This is a genomic window from Bacteroides ovatus (assembly GCF_001314995.1).
Taxonomy (GTDB): Bacteria; Bacteroidota; Bacteroidia; order Bacteroidales; family Bacteroidaceae; genus Bacteroides; species Bacteroides ovatus.
In genome coordinates this window covers 397,758-421,783 of record NZ_CP012938.1, presented here as the reverse complement: position 1 = coordinate 421,783, position 24,026 = coordinate 397,758, and the positions used below count along the sequence as shown (strand labels likewise).

The window sequence follows — 24,026 nt, the reverse complement described above, 5'->3', positions numbered from 1 at the left end:
TGGGAGTCAGGGGCTTTTATTCGTCCGGTCACTTATTTGTCTCCGTACATCTTCGCCCGCAATTCCTTAATATGGTCGGAAGTGATATATTCGTCATATTCCATCATCTTGTCGATGATACCGTTCGGTGTCAGTTCGATGATGCGGTTGGCAACGGTCTGAATAAATTCGTGGTCATGAGACGAGAAGAGGATATTTCCTTTGTACGTCTTCAGGTTGTTGTTGAATGCCTGGATAGATTCCAAGTCCAGATGGTTGGTCGGAGTGTCCAGAATGAGGCAGTTGGCATTGCGCAGCTGCATACGGGCAATCATACAACGCATCTTCTCACCTCCGGAGAGTACGCTTACTTTCTTCAATACCTCTTCGCCGGAGAAAAGCATACGGCCGAGGAAGCCTTTCATATATACCTCGTTGCCTTCTCCAAACTGGCTCAACCAGTCTACCAGGTTCAGGTCGGAATTGAAGAAATCAGTGTTATCCAGCGGCAGGTAAGCAGTGGTGATGGTTACCCCCCAGTTGAAAGTACCTGCATCGGGTTTCATGTTTCCGTTGATAATTTCGAAGAAAGCAGTCATCGCGCGCGGATTGCGTGACAGGAATACCACCTTGTCACCTTTCTCTACGTTGAAGTTCACGTCGTTGAAGAGCACCACGCCTTCTTCCGTCTTCTTGCTCAATCCGGAAACTTCCAGAATCTGGTTGCCCGGCTCGCGTTCGGGAGTGAAGATGATGCCCGGATACTTACGTGAAGAAGGTTTGATTTCTTCTACGTTCAGTTTCTCCAACATCTTCTTACGGCTCGTTGTCTGCTTGCTCTTCGCTACGTTCGCGCTGAAACGGCGGATAAACTCTTCGAGTTCTTTCTTCTTCTCTTCAGCCTTCGCCTTCTGGTTCTGTTGCTGACGGAGAGCCAATTGGCTGGATTCGTACCAGAAACTATAGTTACCGGCAAACATATTGATTTTTCCGTAGTCGATGTCTACGGTGTGTGTACATACAGAGTCGAGGAAGTGACGGTCGTGGCTTACCACCAATACGGTATGCTCGAAGTTGGCAAGATATTCTTCCAACCAGGTCACTGTTTCCATATCCAAGTCATTGGTAGGCTCATCGAGCAAGAGGTTGTCCGGATTTCCGTACAATGCCTGCGCCAGCATGACACGCACTTTTTCCTTACCACTCAATTCACCCATCAATACGTAATGCTTATCTTCTTTCACGCCCAGTCCGCTCAACAGCATGGCTGCGTCGCTTTCCGCATTCCATCCGTCCAACTCGGCAAATTTTTCTTCCAATTCGGATACTTTCAGTCCGTCTTCGTCTGTGAAATCTTCTTTTGCATACAATTCTTCGCGCTGCTTCATGATGTCCCACAACACGGTATGTCCCATCATGACGGTATCCATGACAGTATATGAGTCCCACTTGAAGTGGTCCTGACTCAACACCGAGAGACGTTCGCCCGGTCCGAGCGCAATCGTACCTGTTGTCGGGTCCAAATCTCCGTAAATCGTACGAAGAAACGTAGATTTTCCCGCACCGTTCGCACCGATAATACCATAACAATTACCACTCGTAAACTTCAGGTTTACGTCATTAAATAACACTCTTTTACCAAACTGAACCGATACGTTCGAAACTGTAATCATCTTATTATTTACTATTTTACTAGTTACTATTTACTATTTGAGCGTGCAAAGGTAGACATTTAAAATGAATTATGAGCTATCTGATATGTGCCAATCTGACATAAAAGTGTTACCTTTGCTGCGTTTTTTGGCAAAACGGCCAACTTGGCAAAGTTTTTGCAGACGAAATCTGTGACATCCGGTCAGTCCGGTATGTTTATAAGCGGTATCTTGCATAGATAACGTGTGTTTCTAAATAGTAAATAATAAAATAGTAAATACCAAGATGGATCCGAAAGAAAAAAAAGTGAAGGAAGAGGAACTGAATGTGGAGGAAACTCACAATCCTGCGGAAGACCAACCGCAAAACGAACAAGCAGAGGGAACCGCTCCGCTGACTCATGAAGAGGAGTTGGAAAAGGAACTGGAAAAGGCTCAAGAAGCGCTTGAAGAGCAAAAGGATAAATATCTGCGCCTGTCTGCCGAGTTCGACAATTATCGTAAACGCACTTTAAAGGAGAAGGCCGAACTGATCCTGAATGGTGGCGAAAAGAGTCTTGGCAGTATTCTTCCGGTAGTGGACGATTTCGAACGTGCCATCAAGACGATGGAAACGGCAACGGATGTCAATGCCGTAAAAGAAGGGGTGGAACTGATTTACAATAAATTTATGGCTGTTCTGGCTCAAAATGGTGTGAAAGTCATCGAGACGAAAGACCAACCGCTGGATACTGATTTCCATGAAGCCATCGCGGTAATCCCCGCACCGTCGGAAGCACAGAAAGGTAAGATTCTGGATTGTGTGCAGACGGGGTATACACTGAACGACAAAGTGTTGCGCCACGCCAAAGTGGTAGTAGGGGAATAAGGATTCGCAACCCATAAAACTCATAATTTTTAAAGAAGCATGGCAGAAAAAAGAGACTATTACGAAATATTGGAGGTGACGAAGACAGCCACAGTAGAGGAGATTAAGAAAGCGTACCGTAAGAAAGCAATCCAGTATCACCCTGACAAGAATCCGGGGGATAAGGAGGCGGAAGAGAAATTTAAGGAGGCGGCCGAGGCTTATGACGTGTTGAGTAACCCGGAAAAGCGTTCGCGTTACGATCAGTTCGGTCATGCGGGAGTGAGCGGTGCGGCAGGCAATGGCGGTCCGTTCGGTGGTTTCGGTGGCGAGGGGATGTCGATGGATGACATTTTCTCTATGTTTGGCGACATCTTCGGTGGCCGCGGCGGCGGTTTCAGGGGAGGCTTCGGAGGGTTTAGCGGATTTGGCGGTGGCGGTTCACAGCAACGCCGGTATCGCGGCAGTGACCTTCGTGTGAAAGTGAAGCTGACGTTGAAGGAGATCTCTACCGGAGTAGAAAAGAAATTTAAACTCAAAAAATATGTGCCGTGTGACCAGTGTCATGGCACGGGTGCCGAAGGTGACGGCGGTTCGGAGACTTGTCCTACTTGTAAGGGTAGCGGCTCCGTGATCCGTAACCAGCAGACTATTCTGGGCACTATGCAGACTCGCGTCACTTGTTCTACTTGTGGCGGTGAGGGTAAGATTATCAAGAACAAATGTAAGAAGTGTGGTGGCGACGGAATCATTTACGGTGAAGAAGTGGTGTCGGTGAAAATCCCTGCCGGAGTGGCAGAGGGTATGCAGCTTTCTATGGGTGGCAAAGGAAATGCCGGCAAACACAACGGTGTGGCAGGCGACTTGCTGATTCTCGTAGAGGAAGAACCGCATCAGGACTTGATTCGCGACGAGAATGATTTGATTTATAATCTGTTGCTTAGTTTCCCGACTGCTGCTCTGGGCGGAGCTGTGGAAATTCCGACTATCGACGGCAAAGTGAAAGTGAAGATTGATTCGGGTACTCAACCAGGTAAGGTGCTTCGTTTGCGCGGCAAGGGATTGCCGAATGTGAACGGGTACGGAACGGGGGATTTACTCGTCAACATCAGTATCTATGTGCCGGAAGCGCTCAATAAAGAGGAAAAGAGCACGCTCGAAAAGATGGAGGCTTCGGACAACTTCAAACCTAACACGTCGGTGAAGGAGAAGATTTTCAAAAAGTTCAAGAGTTTCTTCGACTAATTTTTTGCTATAATATATAAGGTATAAGTGAGCTGCAATCTTTTTTGTGGCTCACTTCTGTTTTTAGGGCTTGTCCTTTTAAAAAAAAGACATATATTTGTGTAGCAAATAAATAGATACTAAATATAGACTTCAAGTATGGCAGAACCTTTTAAGAATATGTACAACAAGCAATTTTTCGATCTGTTTACGAAAGATTTGAGACTTGTTATCGATGATTTTGATGCTCACGGTTTTGTTTCTCAAATAATGGATGATGAATGGGAAGGCAGGGAACTAAAACAGCGCTGGATACATATCACTAGCATTCTGAAAAAGTTTTTGCCGGCAGATTACAAAGAGGCGATCGCTAAGATTCTTGAGTTGTTGGATCATGTAAAAAGTACGCGGCCTGATTTTTCGGTGATAGACGATACGAAGTTTGGATTGATGCTGGAGTATGGGGTGATTCTGAATAATTATGTCGAGCAATATGGGTTGGATGATTATGAAACGTCTGTCAAGGCGATAGAGAAAATCACACAGTTCACAAGTTGCGAATTTGTGACTCATCCTTTTATAATAAAATATCCGGATGAAATGATGAAGCAGATGTTGGTTTGGTCGAAACATGAGCATTGGGGAGTCAGGCGGCTTTCGTCAGAAGGTTGCCGTCCGCGTTTGCCTTGGGCGATGGCTTTGCCGAATCTGAAGAAAGATCCGACACCTATTATTCCTATTTTGGAGAATCTTAAAAATGATCCGGCAAGATTTGTACGGTTGAGCGTTGCCAATAATTTGAATGATATTGCGAAAGATAATCCGGAAATTGTCATTGATTTGGCAAAGAAATGGAAGGGGGAATCGAAAGAGGTAGACTGGATTATTAAACACGGTTGCCGGACGCTCTTAAAGCAAGGGATTCCAGAGGTGATGGAGTTGTTTGGCTTTGATTCTATCAGAAATAATATTAGTGTGGAGGATTTTCAGATTTCAAGTCCTAAGGTTAAAGTCGGGGATTCGTTGGAGTTTGGTTTTAACTTGTTGAATCATAGCAATAAGACAATCAAAATACGGCTTGAATATGGTATTTATTACCAAAAAGCAAATGGAACGCTGACGAAGAAAGTTCATAAAATCAGCGAAAAAGAATATGCCGGGAATTCTACCACACGAATAACGCGAAAGCACTCTTTCCGTGTGGTTACAACGAGAAAATTCCATCTCGGGCTTCATCAAATTGCTATAATAATCAATGGGAGTGAATTTGAAAAATATGATTTCGATTTGATTGGGTAATTCGATTTAATTGAGTTATTCGACTGGATCGGGTAATAACCACACTACATATAATATGGATTTCTGCATTAGCTATTATCTATACAAGTGCTGCAACAGAAAACATAAATCCTCGATTCTCCGGATGAAAATCGAGGATTTTTTATTTGGGTTCGTCTTTATCTCACACTAGCTGGAAGTTGAATATATAGCACTCTATGTATTACAATAAATTGATTGCCGATAACTCCTTTGATAAAGCCTGAATACCTTTTTGTATTTTTTCAAGTTGTTGCCTGCGAGGCTTATGCACTCCGGCAGCATAATGCCATAATTGCCGTTCATTAATACCCGTAATCCGACTCAATGCAGCTTTAGTGAAGATGTTGCTATAATAGTTTATAAATGTAGCAGCATCAATCTTGAATTTTAATTCAAACTCTCCGGACAATACTTCACAGGGATTGGAATTATCTTCCAAATACAATTCAATCGCCTCTCGCATGTTGTCCTCAATCTCTCTCATGTCATTGCCAACAGTGATAACCGGAGCATCTTCAATATAAGCACTCAAGTTCTTTCCTGCGTGTTCCACAATTACTTCTACTGTTTTCATATCTCCTCCTATATCGGACTTAATTACTGCACAAATATAGTAATTATATGAACACTACCAAAAGAAGTATTCATATTTTCACTATGATTTCTTCCTAATACCCCGGATTCTGTTTCAACCTCTCATTCATCACCCGTATTTTCTCCGGTATAGGGAATACAGTTGTATATCCACTTGCCTCATCCGGTAGTTGCGGACGGCTGCTGTAAGCTCTTGTAAACTTCCCGAAGCGGACTAAGTCCTGTCGTCTCCATCCTTCCCAAGCCAGTTCCAGCTGACGTTCGGCAAGGATATTCTCTAAAGTGGCAGTGCGGGGAGAAGCGTTGACACGGCTACGAACTTCATTGAGTTCTTCATCTCCGTTTGCTCCGTTCCGGACTTTCGCTTCACTCTTCATCAACAAAGCGTCTGCATAGCGGAACAATACAATGTCATTCTCCATCAACTTACCGTCTTTTGTGGCAGTCGGATCAACTTCATACTTTTTCATGCGGGCTCCTGCGGTTTGTTCGTATGGGGTATCTGTTATATCCAGAGATACTTTCCAGGGCAGATATTCCAGTACCGTTCCATTATCCAGTTTGATTATGTTTCCTTTCAGGTCGTGGACAATTCCTGCAAAATAGCAAATATCAAAACGGGGATCTTGTTCCGCGGTTTCATAACCGAAAGTTTCGAGGGCTTCAATGGTGGCGCTGGGACCGTTCTCACCGCTTAGTCCGTAAGCCTTGGCGTGATTATAGTGGCGGGAACGGAAGAGATATTGCATCTGGTTGGTGTACAGAGTTTTATTCATCGGGATAGTGAAGACATTCTCTACGGACGGTTCGTTGAATATAGAGAAATTCGTTTCGTATTCCGGTTCCAGTTTGTAGCCCATAGTCTTGAGTTGGTCACAATAGTAGATGACTGTTTCCCAGGCATTTAGTTCGCTGCCGTTCACTGTGAACTTTATATTTTTTCCATCCGGGCGTTGTCCGTCCGTCCAATCATTGTCTGTATAAACTTCGGAGTTCAAAGCCAGTTTGGCCAGTAGGAAAGTTACTACGGGGCGAGTGATACGGCCATAGTAAGGGCCGGACTGGTTGCTATGTGCATCGCTCAACAAAGGAGCCGCCTCTTGCAATTCCTTGACAACAAAGTCAAAGACCGTTTTTCGTTCACTTTGCACTACATCTTTCATTGCTACGGAAGAGGATTGAACTAGCGGGATGCGTCCGAACAAATCCATCAGGTAATAATAATACATAGCCCGCATGGCACGTACTTCGGCACGGTATGCCGGCAGTTCCGTAGCGGAATGAGTTTCGGCGAATTTGTCTATCCGTTCCAGTGATTTGTTACTTAACATGACGACTTTATAGAGATATTCCCATGTAGCCTGAATGGCATCATTCTCTATTCCCCAATCGTGCAGGTAAAGTCCTTGCCAAAAACCACCGTCATACCAGTCACCTCCACGGGTGGGGATAATGGCTTCGTCGGAGGTAAAGGTGTTCAGGTCGTAGACTCCCCTACCCGTTCCCTGCAATCCCTGACTATCACTATAACCGCCTACGTATGTATAAAGCGAAGCTACTGCATTGAGATATACTTCCGAGATTGTATTGTAAACGTCATCTTCGGGTAACTTATCTTTCGGATTTTCCTCCAAAAACTTACTACATGAGAATAAACCCAGGCACGTTATAAGAAGGAATACCAGCACTCCCGAAGGACGTAAGATCTTCTTTGAAAACAGTTCCGCTATCCTTGAAAGCAGTTCTTCTTTCTGCAAAAAAAGACTTTTATTTTTCATATATTGTTTCATCATCTCCTCCTCCATTAAAAGTTAATACTCAATCCCAGTGTGTACGTCCGCGCCAACGGATATCCCCGTTTATCATCCACGCCTAAAGTGGAGTTCACCGTTGAACTGTTAATCATGGGTGAAAGTCCCGAATAACCGGAAATGGTTGCCAGGTTGTTGACTGTAAATGCCAGACGCAGGGAGCGGACATATTTCTTCAGTTTCTGTACTTTCTCAATCGGCACGTTCCAACCCAGCGTCACATAGTCGAAGTTGACATAATCTCCCTTTTCCAACCAATAGTCGGTGGCGGTTTGATCCTTGATGTTCTGTTTCGGGGCTTTCTTCATTACGTTATAGTCGGGAAATATATTCATGTTCATATAGGTCAGGGAGGTTCCGTTGTAGATTTTATGTCCGAAAGCTCCGTTAATCTGCAAAGACAGATCGAAACGCTTGTAGCGGAAACTGATGTTGGAGCCAAGAATCGTTTTAGGTACGGCTTGTCCTGCCACGTAGCGGTCTTCACCATCTTCAAGGCTGACACCTCCGCCATTCAGATCGGCGATGCCATAGGTGTATCCGCCGTTTCCGTCGGATTCCAGTCCCGTACTGTGGGGAAGATAGAACACGCCCAACGGTTGACCCACCATCTGATATACGATGTGGTTGTATCCTCCATGAAAGCCGGCTCCGTCGAGGCCAGAAAGACTTTTATATTCGGGAGCAGAAAGCATTTCGCCGTTGTACATACCGCTTAATGAGAGCAGTTTGTTGCGCTGGAAAGTGATATTGGCATTGATATTCAGTTCCATATCCTTGGTCTTCAAGGGGGTGATGCCGATGGCGATTTCCGTACCCCAGTTGCGCATGGAACCGATGTTGGCAAGCAAGGTGTTATAGGTGAAAGGCGGTACGCTTACGTTGTAAAGGTAAAGCATGTCTGTGGTTCGGGAGTTGTAATAGTTGGCGGAAAGCAGCAGGCGGTTGCCGAAAAGAGCTACGTCGATACCGGTATTAAAGGTATGTTTCACTTCCCATTTCAGGTCGGGATTCGTGTTCCGCAAGTCTCCTAAAGATACGACGGCGGAGTTTCCGACGGGGACTACACCGTTCGGCTTTACAAGGTTCAATGTAGTGTATGAGTCAATCCCACTCTGATTACCTGCCAGACCGTAGCCAATACGGAATTTCAGATTATCCACCATCGGCAACTGCTTCATAAATTCTTCTTCACTAATCACCCATGCGGCAGATGCGGAGGGGAAGAATCCCCATTTATGGTTCGCTCCGAATTTGGAGGAAGCATCTGTACGGGCGTTCAGCGTCAGTACGTAGCGGTCGGCGTATGTATAGTTGAAACGTCCCATGAAAGATGCCAGACGGGGTTGGTCGTAGTAAGAATTAGTGCCTTCCCACAAGCGGAGTGCGCCTGCCTGAAGATTATTATACCCGAATTTGTCGGTGCTGAAATTGCTTACTGTTGTATAATATCCCGTGTAGGTTTCTTTTTGAAGTTCGGCAAGTGCCAGCACGTCAAAGAAATGTTTTTTCCAGTTTTTCTTATAGGTCAGCATCATGTTGCCCAGCAAGGATTCTCGCTTTTTGGTTCCTTTGTAAGCCTGGCCGTTCGCCCAGACGGAAGTGGGAAGGTATTGCGAATTTTCCACGATATTATAGGTATAGGCACCGAAGAGGTTAAGTTTCAGCCCTTCCAGCAGATTGAAAGTCAGACGGGCGTGCGTGCTGATGTGCGAAGTGGCATCATCATCCTGCACTTCCATCCATGCCAATGGATTGGTTATTTGGCTGGCGGTTGTTATTCCGTCCCAGGAATTGGTGACGGGGTCTTTATGGTTGGGATAGGTGGGATTGAATGTGGCTGCCGAATAGAACGTTTTCTGATAATCCACCAGATTATGATTCTTCTGAATGGAACCGAACATTCCCAGCTCGCAGTTCAGGAAGCCATCGAACATTTTCTGATTCATGTTCATATTCGAAGTGAAGTTTTTCATGTCTTCATTCAAAATCACTCCCTGACGATCCATGAAACCAAGAGAAACGCGATAGCTGGACTCACTGGAACCACCATAAAAGGCGATGTGATGGTTTTGTTGTAGTCCTGTCTGTTCAATCTCTTTCTGAAAATCGGTATTATATCCTTTGTCCAGAATGGAAATCCCGCGTTCCGAAGCGATACGGCGGTACTCATCGCCGGACAGCATTTTCAGATTCTTGTAGACGGTGGAAATTCCGAAGCTACCGTTGTAGGCTACTTGTGTTCTGCCGCTCATTCCTTTTTTAGTGGTGACTTCGATCACACCGGAAGCTCCTCGTGAACCGTATTGTGCGGTTTCGGAAGCGTCTTTCAAAATGGTGAAGCTCTCAATATCCGTAGGGTAAATGGAGGTGAGCATGCTCAAGTCGCCAAATACTCCGTCGACGATTATCAAAGGGTCATTGCCACTGGTCAGTGAGGTAGTTCCCCGCAGGCGTACCGCATCCAAGGCTGCCGGACCGTTTGATCCGCGTTGGATGGTCAAGCCCGGCACACGTCCGCGGATTGCTTCCAAAGGGTTCGTTATCTGGTCTTTATTCATCTGTGTCTCCGTAATCTTCTCTACGGAACCGGAGAGGGTTTTCAAACTTCCGGTGGCATATCCAACAGTTATCAATGAGTCTATGGGCGTGACGGGAATCTTCTGCGCCAAGGTGCTCTCGCACGGGATTACCAGAAGAAGAAGGCTGTAGAAAATGAGTCTAGCGTGTTGTACCATATTCTTAGTTTTTAAGGTAATAATACAAATATAACAAAAAAAGAGGGAATCTGGTTGAGTAGATTCCCTCTTTTATTCATAAATGATATTGACAATGTCTATTTCACGATTATCTCATCCGTAAATATCCAACCTCCGAATTCGCTTCCGGCCTGTGCCTGGTAACGTACGTATCTTCCTTTGGCTTCTCCCTGCCATGAAATATCCGTAAACCGAATAGGGGTTTCTTTGCTCACTTCAAAGTGTTGTTTTTGCAACTCCGTGAAGTTAATTCCATCATCGGAAATGGAAATAATCACTGTCTCCGGCAGGAATACTTCCGCGCCGACCACTTGCATAAAAGCGGCGGTGATGGAATGGATAGGGGTTTCTTTTTCCATATCAATCGTCACATCGAGACGGTTGTCCGAGATAAATCCTTGCCATGAACCATCACCGTAAGTCCAGTCACCACGTATGCCGTCTGTCAGGGCTGTGTTGCCTTGTGCGGGATAATGGGGGCTATAGGAGGAGTTATAGGTCACTTTTTTACCGAGCGCCAAATGGCTGACTGGTTGAAGAGATTCGGGACGGCTGCCGATTTCTTTGCTCAAATCGAAAGGATGGTATCCTTTTTTCTGTAAATCGGCCACTGCTGACAGTGCGCGGGTATGGAAATCGGGCCACGACTTACGTTCCGGAGCCGACCAGGCTACTTCCGCCAATGCCAGCATACGGGGATAAATCATATATTCCACGTGTTCGGGAGTGGGGATATATTCCACCCATAGGTTACCCTGCACACCATAGACTAACTTTGCCTGCTCCGCAGTTAAGGAAGCGGGGACAGGATCGTAGGCATATACTTTCTTCAATGGCAGGTAGCCACCGATAGCTTCCGGCTGGGAGTACGGGGCGTCCTGATAGCTGTCCAGATAACAGTATGCACCCGGTGTCATGATGGCATGATGGCCGGAGGTGACGGCAGCAATACCACCCTCTTCTCCACGCCACGACATAACGGTTGCATTGGGCGCGATACCTCCTTGCAGAATCTCGTCCCATCCCAAGAGACGGCGTCCGTGATTGTTGAGGAACTTTTCGATACGGTGTATCAGATAGCTTTGCAGCTCGTCTACATTGGCCAGATGCTCGTCTTTCATTCTCTTCTGACATTTCGGACAGGTCTTCCAAGCCGATTTGCCGGCCTCATCACCTCCTACATGAATGTATTCGGAAGGGAAAAGTTCCATGACTTCCGTCAGTACATTCTCCAGAAAGGTGAAAGTTTCTTCATTACCGACACAGAAATCGGAGTTCTTGTAAGGTTCTCCCGAACAGGATAGCTGCGGGTAGGCAGCCAGCACTTCTTCCGAATGGGAAGGCATTTCAATCTCCGGAATCACCGTGATGTAATGCTGACGGGCATATTCCAGTATTTCACGAATATCGTCCTGGGTGTAATAGCCGCCGGAAGCTCCGGGTTCATCATAACGGAGGTATTTACGTCCGCCGTTCCACCATTTCTTCCAGGTGGGGTCTGTACGCCAGGCTGCAAAATCGGTCAGTAAAGGGTATTTCTTGATTTCAAGCCGCCAGCCTGCCGCATCGGTCAGGTGCAGGTGCAAACGGTTGATTTTGTAATATGCCAATGCGTCTATCTGCTTCTTTATAAACTCTTTGGTAGAGAAATGACGGGATACGTCCAGCATCAGTCCGCGATAAGCAAAACGAGGGGTGTCTTCTATCTCGACAGAGGGTACGGAATAGCTGCCTGTGCTTGCCGGTTGCATCAGCTGTAACAGGGTTTGCATTCCATAGAATAATCCGGCTCCCGAAGTTGCCCGGATCTCAATTCGTTGAGAGGTGACGGAGAGTGTATAGCTTTCCGGTGATGGCAATTGGGGGGTCTTGGGGGTTATCAATAAGAAAAGCATCTGTTTCCTGTCTTTCATTCTCGCTTCTTTCAGCTGAACAGGTAATGCTTTCAGGTAATTCTCCCAGAGTTCCGCTTCTCCACCTTGCAGGTTTGTATAAAGTTTAGTCTTTTCTGACAGTAAAAAAGAGCCCGTCCCCTGCTCCATTTTTAATGGGACAGGTATGACGGACTGTGCCAAAATGGGATGTGCATGGAAGCACATCCCCAATATCCATAAGAAAAGACAAACTTTAGGGTATTCTTTTCTTATATTCATTAATCAATTTTGATTTCGTCTACAAATAAAAATGCGTTTTTACCTTTTCCTCCATGCCATGCCGGAAGTGATTTCTCCGGTGAAGCAATGACTCTCACGTATTGGGTGGTCACAGGAGCAAAGGTTAGTTTGTGCTCAACGATTCCGTCTTTGTCTGTCTCTTTCATCTCCGGATATTCTTCGGAAGCAATCTTTTTGAAGGTCTTGCCATCATCTGAAGTTTCTACGGACAGGTTTCTGGCATCAAATACCCAGTCCCCTTTTGCTACATTGGTAGAGATTGCCACGCTTGAGATTTCAGTAGGTTGCTGGAGGTCGATAGTCATATCCATGTCGTTTCCGTTGAAAGCGATCCAACGGCCTGACTTATAGCTGCTATTTCCTTTCAGACCATCTATCAAAGTGGAAGCTCCTTTGAACAGGTATTGTTCATTGATAGGCTGATTGGCTACAATCGGCTTCATGCTGGATTTGCTGAAATCAATCTTCTCTGTCACTGTCTTGCTTTCGCCGTTGGGACGAATGGCTTTGGCGGACAGGGTTACATTTTCCTTGATTTTCAATACTCCTTCGTAAACGGGGGAAGCGGCAGTAGGTTCTGTGCCGTCTAATGTATAGTAAACAGGGGCACCGTCGATGGTAGACAGGGTAACGTCCATTGTTCCTTCTGCCGGATTCGGGTCAAACTCGGCTTGTACGTCAAATACGTGTTTAGCGTAATTGTATCCTTCTGCATCGTACCACTTAATCAGTTGTGGAAGACGGGACAGGAAGTTGGCATAGTTTTTCTTTTCGGGGCTGGACCACTGAATTTCACACAAAGCAGCCCAACGAGGCAATACCATGTATTGTGCATGCGGGAAGGTAGCGATGTATTCTGTCCAGAGGTTGGCTTGCACTCCCTTGATGTATTTCTGTTCTTCCGGAGTAAGAGAAGCCGACATCGGCTCGTAGCTATACACTCTTTCCATCGGCAGATAACCACCGATACCGAACGGTTCGTTTTCGATGTCTTTAGCTTGGTAGTAGTCGAAATACAGATAGGTGTTCGGTGTCATGATGACATCGTGTTTCTGCTTCGCAGCTTCGATACCACCTTTCTCACCACGCCATGACATCACGGTAGCATTCGGAGCAAGTCCGCCTTCGAGGATTTCATCCCAACCGATGATTTGACGTCCGTGGTCGTTCAGGAATTTCTCAATATGGTTGATGACAAAGCTCTGCAAACGTTCTTCTTTGCTGTGGCTCTGATCTGACTTCAATCCCAATGCTTTGATACGTGCCTGGCACTTCGGACATTTTTCCCATCTTACTTTCGGGCATTCGTCGCCCCCTACATGAATATATTGTGATGGGAAGATTTCAATCAATTCACCATAAACATCTTCCAAGAATTTCAATACTTGGTCGTTTCCGGCGCAAAGCACATCCTCGGATACACCCCATTGTCTCCATACTTCGTATGGACCACCGGTACAACCCAGTTCAGGGTAAGCGGCAAGGGCAGCTTGCATGTGTCCCGGAAGGTCGATTTCGGGAACAACGGTGATGTAGCGTTCGGCTGCATAATCTACAATTTCTTTGGCTTGTTCCTGGGTGTAGAATCCACCGTAAGGTTTGCCGTCGTATTCGCCGGAGTTACGTCCGATGACTGTTTCTGTTCTGTTAGCACCGATTTCAGTCAGTTTCGGGTATTTTTTGATTTCCAGACGCCAACCTTGATCGTCGGTGATATGCCAGTGGAGGCGGTTCATGTTATGTAAAGCCTGCATGTCGATGTAGGTCTTTATTTCATCCACGGTAAAGAAATGACGGCTGGTATCGAAATGCGCGCCACGATAGCCAAAGCGGGGAGCGTCATTGATTTCTACGGCTGGCATGGCAATATCCGCACCGACAGCCACAGGCAATGATTTGCGCAGGGACTGGATGCCATAGAATACGCCGGCTTCCGTAGGACCAGTAATCGTGATTCCGTCACCGGTAACTTTCATCTGGTAGGATTCCGGATTTTCGTTCTCCGTGCCTAATGCCAGTACGATTGCGTTTTTACCTTCTGTTCCGGCTTCAATGGCGAAATCTTTTCCGGTAGCCGTTTTCAGATAGTCTGCCAGGAATTTTGCGTTGCGTTGCATCTTCTCGTTTCCTTCCGGATAGAGAATTTTCACACTGCTCTTGAGGATGAAGGGACTTCCTTGAGCGGTTACAATTTCTTGTGGCATGGGGATGATCTGGTAGTTGGCTTCCTGTTGCACCGATTGGCAAGAGGCAAAAAGTCCTGCTAGTGCCAGACATCCGGTTAATTTAAAGAGTTGCTTCATAAACTAAAAAATTAAGTGTTAAGTTATTAATAGATTAATTATAAGTTTCACGAATATGTTTGATTGTCAAAGGCAGCTCCTCTCCTTTCTTTATTTGGGGAGAAGTGATGACGACCGTTTTACGTTCTCCGGGAAGAAGGTCGAAAAAGTTGTCGCTGAAACGGGCTCCCTGCAAAGGAATTTCAATAAAGACATCTTTTGCAAGAGCGGGAGAAAACAATGTCAGTTCACACATGCCGTCTTTCTGTTTCATCTTGCAGGAAACGGTTGTTTCAGGCAGAAGCAGGTCTTTTGTTTTTCTAAAGAAGTATACGGTTTCGGCAAGGGTGTTTCCTGCCTTGTCTTTTAGCGTCAGTTGCATGAAACAGCGTTGCTGTTCTTCCGGTGATAGCCAGGTGTCGGGTTTTATACGGTACACGCATTGGGAAGTGTTAGCCGGAACTGTCAATGTGTTGAGTTGTATAGGCTTGCCTTGTTTCTTTCCGTCAAAGTCTGTTACTTTCATTTCCAACATCAGGTGGTCTTTGGTGTCCGGACAGTCGGAAATCAGGTAGATATTGAGGCTGTCGTTCTGCCGGATAGGATTGATGAGGATTGGAGCAAAGACTCGTTTGGCTTGGTAATGCAGGGCTTTCCAGTTACCGTAATAGTCGATGCTCGACCAGGATACTACCGGCCAGCTGTCATTCAGTTGCCAATACAGGGTACCCATACAGTAAGGACGGTTCCGGCGGTGTGCTTCCAGTCCGTGACGCATTCCTTGTCCTTGCAGTACTAGTCCGACATAGACAAAGTCTTCAAATTTTTCGGGGATGATATAGTCGCGCTCCATGTAGGTACGAATCAGGGCGTTGCCGATGCTGCTTTTCTGATGAGCATTCATCACTTCCGATTCTATCTGATAATCTTCCGGAGCGGCGAAAGTGGAGATGGTCTTCATTTCCGGGAAGGACTGAAAACCGAATTCGCTCATGAAACGGGGCAGGTCTGTATCGAGTGACTCGAATGTTTTCTGACCATACCAGACTCCCCAGTTATGGCTGTCTCCTATCCCCCAGGATTCAGGACGCCCCCAGTTGGCAAAATACGGGGAGCTGTGTATGTAGAAACGGTCGGCATCCAGTTCCTTAACCTTGGCTGGAAGGAGCTGATGGAACAGTTTGTCGTAGCCTCGAAACATTTCCTGATAGATTTCGGGCGGGAAGTTCTTGTCGAATCCCCAATATTTTAAGGCTTCCAGTATTTCGTTATTGCCGCACCACATCGCCAGGGAAGCATGATTGCGAAGGCGACGGATGTTATAGCAGGCTTCCGCCTCTACCCTTTTCAGAAAGGTGGGGTCGAACGGATAGGGAGTGCAGGCAAACATGAAGTCTTGCCACACCAGTATTCCGTTTTCATCTGCCAGGTCATAGAAACGGTCATCTTCGTACGTTCCACCTCCCCATACACGAATGACATTCATGTTCGCTTCGCGGATGTCGCGGAATAAGGTTTGGTAGCGTTCGGTAGTGACGTTAGTCAAGAGTGCATCCTGGGGGATGTAATTGGCTCCTTTGGCAAACATAGGTACACCATTTACTTCAAAATAGAAGGATTCTCCGTCTTTATCTTTTTCATTAACGAGGCGAACAGTACGCAGTCCTATCCGGTGCGATTGCTCGGCTACGACTTTATCTTCTACTATGATTTGAGCGGAGAAATCATACAGGGCGGGCTTTCCCCATCCATTCGGCATCCAACGTACGGGGGATGCCACTTCGGAAGGTATGGAAACATGATTGATTCCGGGCTGTAAGGTGATTGCCTGGCTGATGCTTTTTTCTGCACTTCCTTCGAATGAGGTATTGATTCTCACCTCTGCCTGAAGTGGCCGGGAGAGTATGTTGTTTATTTCTAATTCATTAGACAGGTTTGCGAGCTGGTCGGTCAGTGCGAGTTGTTTTACGTGGTAGTCACTGATAGAAGCTGCGTCATAAAAACGGATGGTCACCGGACGCCAGATGCCGCTGGTCACCATGCGGATTCCCCAGTCCCAGCCATAGCTGTAAGGGGCTTTACGGGAGAATATGCTTAAATGTTTGTCGTGATGGTCGTTGTCTGCCGGATAGTTGAATCCGTTCGAGTTATATTGAGGCAGTGTCTGCCGGATGGGGGAATGAAAATAGATGTGAAGAAGGTTTTCTCCGATACGGAGTTGGGACTTGACGGGTATGGTATAACCGACAAACATGTTATCGGCTTTCAGCAACAGTGCTCCATTGAGGTATACATCGGCGTATGTGTCAAGGCCTTCAAAAACCAATTGGGCGTCATCCCGTTTCAGTTGTTCGGGGGTAACTGTAAAAGCAGTCCGGTATTCCCAGTCTTCATTTTCCACCCACTGAATCTTTTGTTCATTGATGCCATAAAAAGGATCGGGAAGTTGTTTATGGTTAATAAGATCCTGATGAACGGTGCCCGGAACCTGTGCCGGTCGCCACAGCTCCGTCCCTGCCTGGGAAAACTCCCAGCCTGTATTTAGAACGACAACTTCGGAATTGTCATTGCTCTGTGCATATGCCATACTGCAACAGCATAGTAGTTCACATGCTATTTGAGCCTTTTTTCCGATCAAATTAATCATCATAGTGGGGGCATTAGATATTAACGGATTCAAAGATATTATTTTTTCAGCAAATTTCACTGATAATTTAACAAAATATGTTGTTTTTGCACGCCACGATAAATATACGGTTTTATTCTTTTATCATATCAGATAGTTTAACCGCTATTATATCTATCATTTCATTCCTAACAAATCTGTTAATTTCACCGCCTGAAAAGTCATGTGTGCCACACTGCTCTCATATAGAATACCGATTGTCTCTTTATCAATCATCGTCAGGCAACTATATCCCCATCCTTCTGCTTCGTCGAGCATGATTTGATGTTCGGGCAACCAGGTAAGTCCTTTATCCAGACTTGCTTTTATTGTTATATGATTGCGCCCTTTAGTCGTATCCGGATTTGAAAACAACAGGAGGTCTTTATTCAAAACGTTGTCCTTGGCATCGACATGAATCAGACTGGCCATACATACCGGTTCCTGAAGTGCCTTACGTGAAGATGGGTGTTCTGTCCAGGTTTTTCCCAAATCTTTCGTTATGGCAATAGCCCGGCTTCCTCCTCTATTGTCACGCATATTCAGCATCAATACTCCCGGTTCTATTTCCGCAACTTGTGCTTCCGTTGTATTTGTTCGTGCCAGATGATGCATTTTCCATGTTTTTCCCCGGTCTTTACTATACATGATTCCTGCATTCGGGATACGGGTAGAGTCGATAAACTGTGTTGGAAATACTAATGTACCGTCGCTCATCGTTATTCCTCGTCCTGGTCCTTGAAGGAGAAAATACCAGGACGGATCTTTTACCTGCTCTGTTATATTGATCGGTTTCGACCATGTTTTACCATCGTCTGTGCTCTTTGCCAATACCAGCTGTGCGGTATGGTTTATATCCATTCCCGGATGGGAGCTCCACCAGGCACGTTGATTACCCATACCATGTGTCCATGCGGCAACCACCCAGACGGTATTCGTTTGAGTATCTACCAAAATAGAGGGATCTCCTACCCCATTCTGTGCTTTAGGCAAACCGCCATACTCACCAAATGAAAGCGGAAGACGCATTTTCTCCCAGCTCTTCCCTCCGTCAGTGCTACGACTCAAACCCACATCTACATATTCCTGTAAATCGACACTACTATTATATCGGACATCGTACACTCCCAATAATGTTCCTTTATTGGTTGTCACTAATCCGGGAATACGGAAGGAAGCAGAACCGTCATTACCAGCATGACGAACTCCGACTGCCATCCGGTGAGTAATAGCTTTCGGAGAAATAAATTTACAATAAAGTTCTTTCCCATCCACTTTTACAGCACGTAAATCAGAGACTATTTTAGTATGCAAAGAGGCATCTGTTTTTATCTGCAAACTGATCCAAAAAAAGTTGACACCTGGAAATAAATTGTAATTACCTCTTAATACAACTTTTTCCGATGGTCCGACCTCTGCACATTTTATGGAATAGGAAGGATTAGCCGCCAATGTCGCACCCGGTCGATGGCTGGATATGTACTCTACAGGGGCAAAGCGATTTTTGTTTTGATCTTGTAAGGCCTCTGTTCCTCCATAATAGAGTTTGATTGCCTGAACATCCGCTAAGTTGGTACTTTTACTGAAATCTAAAACAACTTCATCGAGTATCTTGCTTTCCTTTGCATCCAACCGGATATAGAACAGAACATTATCCTGCCGCTCTATCAAAACCGGGATTTGTGTTTCATGGATAAATACTGTGTCTGAAGCTTTTACGTCAAAAGAATAGCCTAATAAGACAAGGAAAAGTAAATAAAAAATTCTTCTCATAATGGGGGGTATTAGTTAGTTTAACGCGATAAAGATAAAACTTTTCTACCATAATACAGCTATGCAAACAGTTAACTTTCATTTTACCAAGTTCTGGTAGGACTAGTCAATACTTTGACCACCATTCTGGCTCTTGTCATCATTGATAAGGTAGGCCGCAAGAAACTTGTTTATTACGGAGTTTCGGGAATGGTTGTTTCTCTGATTCTCATCGGCCTGTACTTCCTCTTCGGAGATTCCCTGGGAGTATCCAGCCTCTTCCTGCTCGTTTTCTTCCTGTTCTATGTATTCTGCTGTGCCGTGTCTATCTGTGCCGTGGTGTTCGTGCTCCTCTCGGAGATGTATCCCACCAAGGTTCGCGGACTGGCCATGTCGATAGCAGGATTCGCTCTGTGGATCGGAACGTACCTGATCGGACAGTTAACCCCCTGGATGCTCCAGAACCTTACCCCCGCCGGAACATTCTTCCTGTTCGCCCTCATGTGCGTGCCGTATATGCTAATTGTCTGGAAACTCGTGCCGGAGACCACCGGGAAGTCGCTGGAGGAGATTGAAAGATACTGGACCCGTTCGGAATAAATATAAAACAGACCTTAATAACAATAAACTAACATTTTATAAATATGGATAGTAAGAATAACATTGGTCATTCAGCAGACATCTCTTTAACTGCTGAATTACCCATACCAATCTATAATGGAAATACGATTATGGATTTCAAAAAACTGGCAAGTCTGTACAAGGATGAGCTCCTGGACAACGTCCTTCCTTTCTGGCTTGAACATTCACAAGACCATGAGTATGGTGGTTACTTCACCTGTCTGGACCGTGAAGGAAAAGTATTCGATACGGATAAGTTTATTTGGCTGCAAAGTCGTGAGGTATGGATGTTCTCCATGCTTTACAACAAAGTGGAGAAACGTCAGGAATGGCTAGACTGTGCCATTCAGGGTGGCGAATTTCTAAAAAAATATGGACATGACGGCAATTATAACTGGTATTTTTCCCTCGACCGTTCGGGTAGACCATTGGTAGAACCGTACAATATATTCTCGTATACATTCGCTACCATGGCTTTCGGACAGTTGAGCCTTACAACCGGTAATCAGGAATATGCGGACATTGCCAAGAAAACTTTCGATATAATCCTTTCCAAAGTGGATAATCCGAAAGGGAGATGGAATAAGCTTCATCCGGGTACCCGTAATCTGAAGAACTTTGCCTTGCCAATGATCCTCTGTAACTTGGCACTGGAGATAGAGCATTTATTGGATGAAACGTATCTGCGGGAAACAATGGATACTTGTATCCATGAAGTGATGGAAGTTTTCTATCGTCCTGAACTCGGAGGTATCATTGTTGAAAACGTGGACATAGACGGTAATTTGGTCGATTGTTTTGAAGGCCGTCAGGTGACCCCGGGACATGCCATTGAAGCGATGTGGTTTATCATGGATCTAGGCAAGCGTCTGAATCGTCCGGAATTGATAGAGAAAGCCAAAGAGACTACTCTCACGATGCTTAATTATGGCTGGGACAAGCAATATGGAGGTATCTACTATTTTATGGATCGTAACGGTTGTCCTCCCCAACAATTGGAGTGGGACCAGAAACTCTGGTGGGTCCATATCGAAACGCTTATTTCCCTGCTGAAAGGCTATCAATTGACGGGAGACAAAAAATGCTTGGAATGGTTTGAAAAGGTACATGACTACACTTGGGAGCATTTCAAGGATAAAGAATATCCTGAATGGTATGGCTACTTGAACCGAAGAGGCGAAGTATTGCTACCACTCAAAGGAGGAAAATGGAAAGGATGCTTCCATGTGCCAAGAGGACTGTATCAGTGCTGGAAAACATTAGAAGAAATAAAAAATATAGTATCCTAATTAGTTCTAAATTTAATATTATGAGAAAAATTCTGTTTTTAATTTTAATGCTAAGTTCTGTCAGTATACAAGCACAGAATTTAATTGTGAAAGGAGTTGTCTCTGATGAATCCGATGTATTGCCAGGAGTAAGTATCTTTGTTGAAGGTACGTCTAAAGGAACAATTTCAGATATTAATGGAAAGTATTCTATTGAAGTAAAGAAAGGAAGTAAATTGGTTTTCTCTTATGTCGGTTACCGGACAGAAGAACTAGTCGCAAATACTTCTGTACTAAATGTAAAGATGAAGACTGATGCTATCCAGCTAGAAGAAGCAATAGTTGTGGGATATGCTAAACAGAAAAAAGCTACATTAACCGGAGCCGTATCTTCTGTTAGTTCTGAAACTATAACAAAAAGAAGCGTAGCATCCTTATCTACTGCTTTACAAGGTGCCATGCCCGGTGTGACTATTCAGCAAACTTCCGGTGAACCTGGTGGTGATGGTGGCTCTATTCGAATTCGCGGTATCGGTTCTATTAATTCAAATACGGATCCGCTGGTTTTAGTTGATGGAATTGAAATGAGTATCGACCAAGTAGACGCCAATACAGTAGAGAGCATTTCTGTTCTGAAAGATGCAGCTTCTGCATCAATTTACGGTTCCCGGGCATCTAATGGTGTTATCCTTATTACAACTAAAAGAGGACAAAAAGGAAAAATAACAACTACGTATAGTGGCTATCTGACAATTCAGCGCCCGACTAACATGCCCGAACCGGTGGCTGCATGGGAGTATTTACAAGCAGAACTAAATGCTTGGGATAATGCAGAAATTACAGTATCCGATGCACAAAGAGCTCAACAACTGCAACAGATAGAAGAACAAAAAACATTACGTCCAGATAATTGGAACAGGTATGATACAAATTGGAAAGACGAAACGATGAAAAGTCATTCAATCATGCATAATCATAATGTAACAATTAGTGGTGGTAGTGACAAACTGACTTTCTTCGGTTCTGGTACTTATCTATATCAAGATGGTTTGATACCTAATGATAATTATAGTCGTACCAACCTTCGTTTAAATGCAGATGCTCAAATACTTCCATGGGCTAAGTTTAGCATTGAAACAGCATTAAGACAAGGTAAAAAAGTAAATCCGGGTTTGAGTACTCCCAAACAGATTATCAATCAGTCTTTATATATGTTGCCCACTCTTTCTGCTGCCAGAGAGCTGGATGGAAATTGGGGATATGGAAAGAATGGAATGAATCCTACTGCGCAGGCATATGATAGCGGAGAAAAAATAAGTAAAGGTACGGATGCTGTAGTAAACGGTACATTAACTCTAACTCCTATTAAGGGATTGGAGCTTGTTGGACAATACTCTCGTCGTCAATCCACAAGTAGAGAACGAGCTTTAATAACCCCATATACAACGTCTTTAAAAGGCCAAATTATGGGATCATATCCAACAGATGATTCATTAACAGAGAGCTGGAGCGAAACCGTTAGAAATTATTATCGTGCACAAGCTTCGTATGAAAATAAATTCTTTGACCATTATGGAAAAATATTAGTCGGCTTCCAGGCAGAAGATAATCTGAACACTTCTTTCTCTGGTGGAAAAAGGGGTTTCGACCTAGGACGTTATTATTTAGGTAATGGAGATTCTGCAACCGCAACTTCCTCTGGTGGGGCAAATTCATGGGCTATGATGTCGTGGTATGCTCGTTTGAATTACAACTATAAACAGCGCTATTTACTGGAGGTGAATGGTCGTTACGACGGCTCTTCCCGCTTTACCAGAGATAATCGATGGGGATTTTTTCCTTCGGTATCTGCCGGTTGGGTCATATCTGAAGAAAACTTCATGAAACCTACCCGTAAAGTGCTTGACTTTTTAAAAGTACGTGCTTCTTACGGCCTTTTGGGAAATCAAAACATCGGTAATTATCCTTATGCTGCAACCATTGCTACTGGATACGGATACTATTTAGGTGGTGATGAAGCAGACAAAGAATTAGTATCAGGCGTTGCCCAAACGACGTTGGCTAATTCTAATATCAGTTGGGAAAAATCAAAGCAAATAAACTTTGGTATTGATTTCAGTTTGTGGAATGGTTTGTTAAGCGTTACAGCCGATTATTACATCAAAAATATTTATGATATGTTAATGAAGTTCCCATTACCATACTATGTAGGAATGAGTCCCGCGTATACCAATGCAGGAGATATGTCCAACAAGGGTTGGGAAGTGAGTGTCAGTCATAAAAATAAATTAAATGACTTTACGTATGGAGTAACATTTACTTTAAGTGACAACCGCAACAAAATTACTAATCTAAACGGACTTAATTCTCAAGATAAAACAATGGTAGAGGGTTATCCTAACAAAGGTATTTGGGGATATGTGACTGACGGATACTATAAGGACTGGGATGATGTCAATAATTCTCCAAAATTAGGAGATGCCCGTCCGGGATTTGTTAAGTATGTTAAAGTTTATCAGGGGGAAGATTCCGATCCTATGACAATTGATACTCGGGATATGGTTTATCTTGGTGACCCATTCCCGCACTTTGAATATGGCGTAACATTAAATGCTGGTTGGAAAAATTTTGATTTTACAGCATTCTTCCAAGGAGTAGGACAACGTGTAAATTACATGAGCGGAGTTGGTCTTAAACCTTTTGCCAATGGTTCAAATCTTTTCAGACATCAAATGGATTCATGGACTCCGGACAATCAGGATGCAGCATACCCGATTTTGGTTCCTGAAGCCAATGCGGGCCCTAACTATCAAAAATCTGATAAATGGGTACGAGACGCCTCTTATTGTCGTTTGAAGAATGTTGTTTTAGGCTATACTTTACCTAATTCATGGACTAAAAAATTAAATATTGGTAGCTTGAGAGTGTATGCTAGTGGACAGAATCTATTTACTATTAGTAATTTCTATAAGGGATATGACCCGGAGGTTGCATATAGCGGCTCTGTTGGCGGGGAATTCTACCCCATTATGCAAACATTTACGTTTGGTATTGATTTAAAATTTTAAATAATCAGAT

General features: G+C 44.6%; 13 protein-coding genes and 1 pseudogene. 6 read left to right on the top strand and 8 right to left on the bottom strand.

What is annotated here, in order from left to right; genetic code table 11:
* Window positions 1-32: 32 nt before the first annotated feature.
* Window positions 33-1,652 carry an ABC-F family ATP-binding cassette domain-containing protein gene (locus tag Bovatus_RS01565; protein ID WP_004297887.1) on the bottom strand — a complete coding sequence of 540 codons (1,620 nt, stop codon included), beginning with the start codon at window positions 1,650-1,652 and terminating at the stop codon, window positions 33-35.
* Window positions 1,653-1,917: 265 nt separating this feature from the next.
* Between Bovatus_RS01565 and Bovatus_RS01560 the strand changes: the two genes are divergently transcribed.
* From Bovatus_RS01560 to Bovatus_RS01550, 3 genes are all read left to right on the top strand, one after another.
* Window positions 1,918-2,499 carry a nucleotide exchange factor GrpE gene (locus tag Bovatus_RS01560; protein WP_004297892.1) on the top strand — a complete coding sequence of 194 codons (582 nt, stop codon included), beginning with the start codon at window positions 1,918-1,920 and terminating at the stop codon, window positions 2,497-2,499.
* A gap of 39 nt (window positions 2,500-2,538) precedes the next feature.
* Window positions 2,539-3,723 carry a molecular chaperone DnaJ gene (gene dnaJ, locus Bovatus_RS01555; protein ID WP_004297894.1) on the top strand — a complete coding sequence of 395 codons (1,185 nt, stop codon included), beginning with the start codon at window positions 2,539-2,541 and terminating at the stop codon, window positions 3,721-3,723.
* Window positions 3,724-3,861: 138 nt separating this feature from the next.
* On the top strand, window positions 3,862-5,001 hold the full coding sequence (locus tag Bovatus_RS01550) for a DNA alkylation repair protein (RefSeq protein ID WP_004297895.1): 1,140 nt from the start codon (window positions 3,862-3,864) through the stop codon (window positions 4,999-5,001).
* Between the two features lie 202 nt (window positions 5,002-5,203).
* Here the strand turns inward: Bovatus_RS01550 and Bovatus_RS01545 are convergent, their stop codons facing one another.
* From Bovatus_RS01545 to Bovatus_RS01515, 7 genes are all read right to left on the bottom strand, one after another.
* The gene (locus Bovatus_RS01545; RefSeq protein WP_004297896.1) at window positions 5,204-5,596 is read right to left on the bottom strand and encodes a type II toxin-antitoxin system HicB family antitoxin; all 393 of its coding nucleotides are present in this window, start codon (window positions 5,594-5,596) and stop codon (window positions 5,204-5,206) included.
* A gap of 94 nt (window positions 5,597-5,690) precedes the next feature.
* Complete coding sequence (locus Bovatus_RS01540) at window positions 5,691-7,409, bottom strand: RagB/SusD family nutrient uptake outer membrane protein (protein ID WP_004326849.1); 1,719 nt, start codon at window positions 7,407-7,409, stop codon at window positions 5,691-5,693.
* Window positions 7,410-7,420: 11 nt separating this feature from the next.
* Window positions 7,421-10,165: a SusC/RagA family TonB-linked outer membrane protein gene (locus Bovatus_RS01535; RefSeq protein WP_004297899.1), complete on the bottom strand. Its 2,745-nt coding sequence runs from the start codon at window positions 10,163-10,165 to the stop codon at window positions 7,421-7,423.
* Window positions 10,166-10,263: 98 nt separating this feature from the next.
* Complete coding sequence (locus Bovatus_RS01530; RefSeq protein WP_004297901.1) at window positions 10,264-12,339, bottom strand: glycoside hydrolase family 20 protein; 2,076 nt, start codon at window positions 12,337-12,339, stop codon at window positions 10,264-10,266.
* Window positions 12,339-14,663 carry a glycoside hydrolase family 20 protein gene (locus Bovatus_RS01525; protein WP_004297902.1) on the bottom strand — a complete coding sequence of 775 codons (2,325 nt, stop codon included), beginning with the start codon at window positions 14,661-14,663 and terminating at the stop codon, window positions 12,339-12,341. Before Bovatus_RS01525 ends, Bovatus_RS01530 begins: the two co-directional genes overlap by 1 nt.
* 34 nt (window positions 14,664-14,697) lie before the next feature.
* The gene (locus Bovatus_RS01520) at window positions 14,698-17,292 is read right to left on the bottom strand and encodes a beta-mannosidase (RefSeq protein ID WP_052587916.1); all 2,595 of its coding nucleotides are present in this window, start codon (window positions 17,290-17,292) and stop codon (window positions 14,698-14,700) included.
* Window positions 17,293-17,445: 153 nt separating this feature from the next.
* Entirely contained in the window at window positions 17,446-19,080 is a 1,635-nt protein-coding gene (locus Bovatus_RS01515) for a sialidase family protein (RefSeq protein WP_004297908.1), read from the bottom strand.
* A gap of 81 nt (window positions 19,081-19,161) precedes the next feature.
* On the opposite strand from Bovatus_RS01515, the pseudogene Bovatus_RS01510 reads away from it, so the two are divergent.
* The 3 genes and pseudogenes from Bovatus_RS01510 to Bovatus_RS01500 form a co-directional block, all read left to right on the top strand.
* A pseudogene (locus tag Bovatus_RS01510) lies at window positions 19,162-19,659 on the top strand (MFS transporter); the annotation flags it as partial.
* A gap of 131 nt (window positions 19,660-19,790) precedes the next feature.
* Window positions 19,791-20,969, top strand: a complete 1,179-nt coding sequence (locus tag Bovatus_RS01505) for a n-acyl-d-glucosamine 2-epimerase (RefSeq protein WP_052587885.1) — start codon at window positions 19,791-19,793, stop codon at window positions 20,967-20,969.
* A 47-nt stretch (window positions 20,970-21,016) separates the two neighbouring features.
* The gene (locus tag Bovatus_RS01500; RefSeq protein ID WP_032849866.1) at window positions 21,017-24,016 is read left to right on the top strand and encodes a SusC/RagA family TonB-linked outer membrane protein; all 3,000 of its coding nucleotides are present in this window, start codon (window positions 21,017-21,019) and stop codon (window positions 24,014-24,016) included.
* Window positions 24,017-24,026: the final 10 nt, after the last annotated feature.

Coding starts and splice junctions, on each gene's coding strand:
- Bovatus_RS01565 (WP_004297887.1), bottom strand. CDS start 1,652: ATGATTACAGTTTCGAACGTATCGGTTCAGTTTGGTAAAAGAGTGTTA.
- Bovatus_RS01560 (WP_004297892.1), top strand. CDS start 1,918: ATGGATCCGAAAGAAAAAAAAGTGAAGGAAGAGGAACTGAATGTGGAG.
- Bovatus_RS01520 (WP_052587916.1), bottom strand. CDS start 17,292: ATGATGATTAATTTGATCGGAAAAAAGGCTCAAATAGCATGTGAACTA.
- Bovatus_RS01525 (WP_004297902.1), bottom strand. CDS start 14,663: ATGAAGCAACTCTTTAAATTAACCGGATGTCTGGCACTAGCAGGACTT.
- Bovatus_RS01515 (WP_004297908.1), bottom strand. CDS start 19,080: ATGAGAAGAATTTTTTATTTACTTTTCCTTGTCTTATTAGGCTATTCT.
- Bovatus_RS01530 (WP_004297901.1), bottom strand. CDS start 12,339: ATGAATATAAGAAAAGAATACCCTAAAGTTTGTCTTTTCTTATGGATA.
- Bovatus_RS01545 (WP_004297896.1), bottom strand. CDS start 5,596: ATGAAAACAGTAGAAGTAATTGTGGAACACGCAGGAAAGAACTTGAGT.
- Bovatus_RS01500 (WP_032849866.1), top strand. CDS start 21,017: ATGCTAAGTTCTGTCAGTATACAAGCACAGAATTTAATTGTGAAAGGA.
- Bovatus_RS01535 (WP_004297899.1), bottom strand. CDS start 10,165: ATGGTACAACACGCTAGACTCATTTTCTACAGCCTTCTTCTTCTGGTA.
- dnaJ (WP_004297894.1), top strand. CDS start 2,539: ATGGCAGAAAAAAGAGACTATTACGAAATATTGGAGGTGACGAAGACA.
- Bovatus_RS01540 (WP_004326849.1), bottom strand. CDS start 7,409: ATGATGAAACAATATATGAAAAATAAAAGTCTTTTTTTGCAGAAAGAA.
- Bovatus_RS01550 (WP_004297895.1), top strand. CDS start 3,862: ATGGCAGAACCTTTTAAGAATATGTACAACAAGCAATTTTTCGATCTG.
- Bovatus_RS01505 (WP_052587885.1), top strand. CDS start 19,791: ATGGATTTCAAAAAACTGGCAAGTCTGTACAAGGATGAGCTCCTGGAC.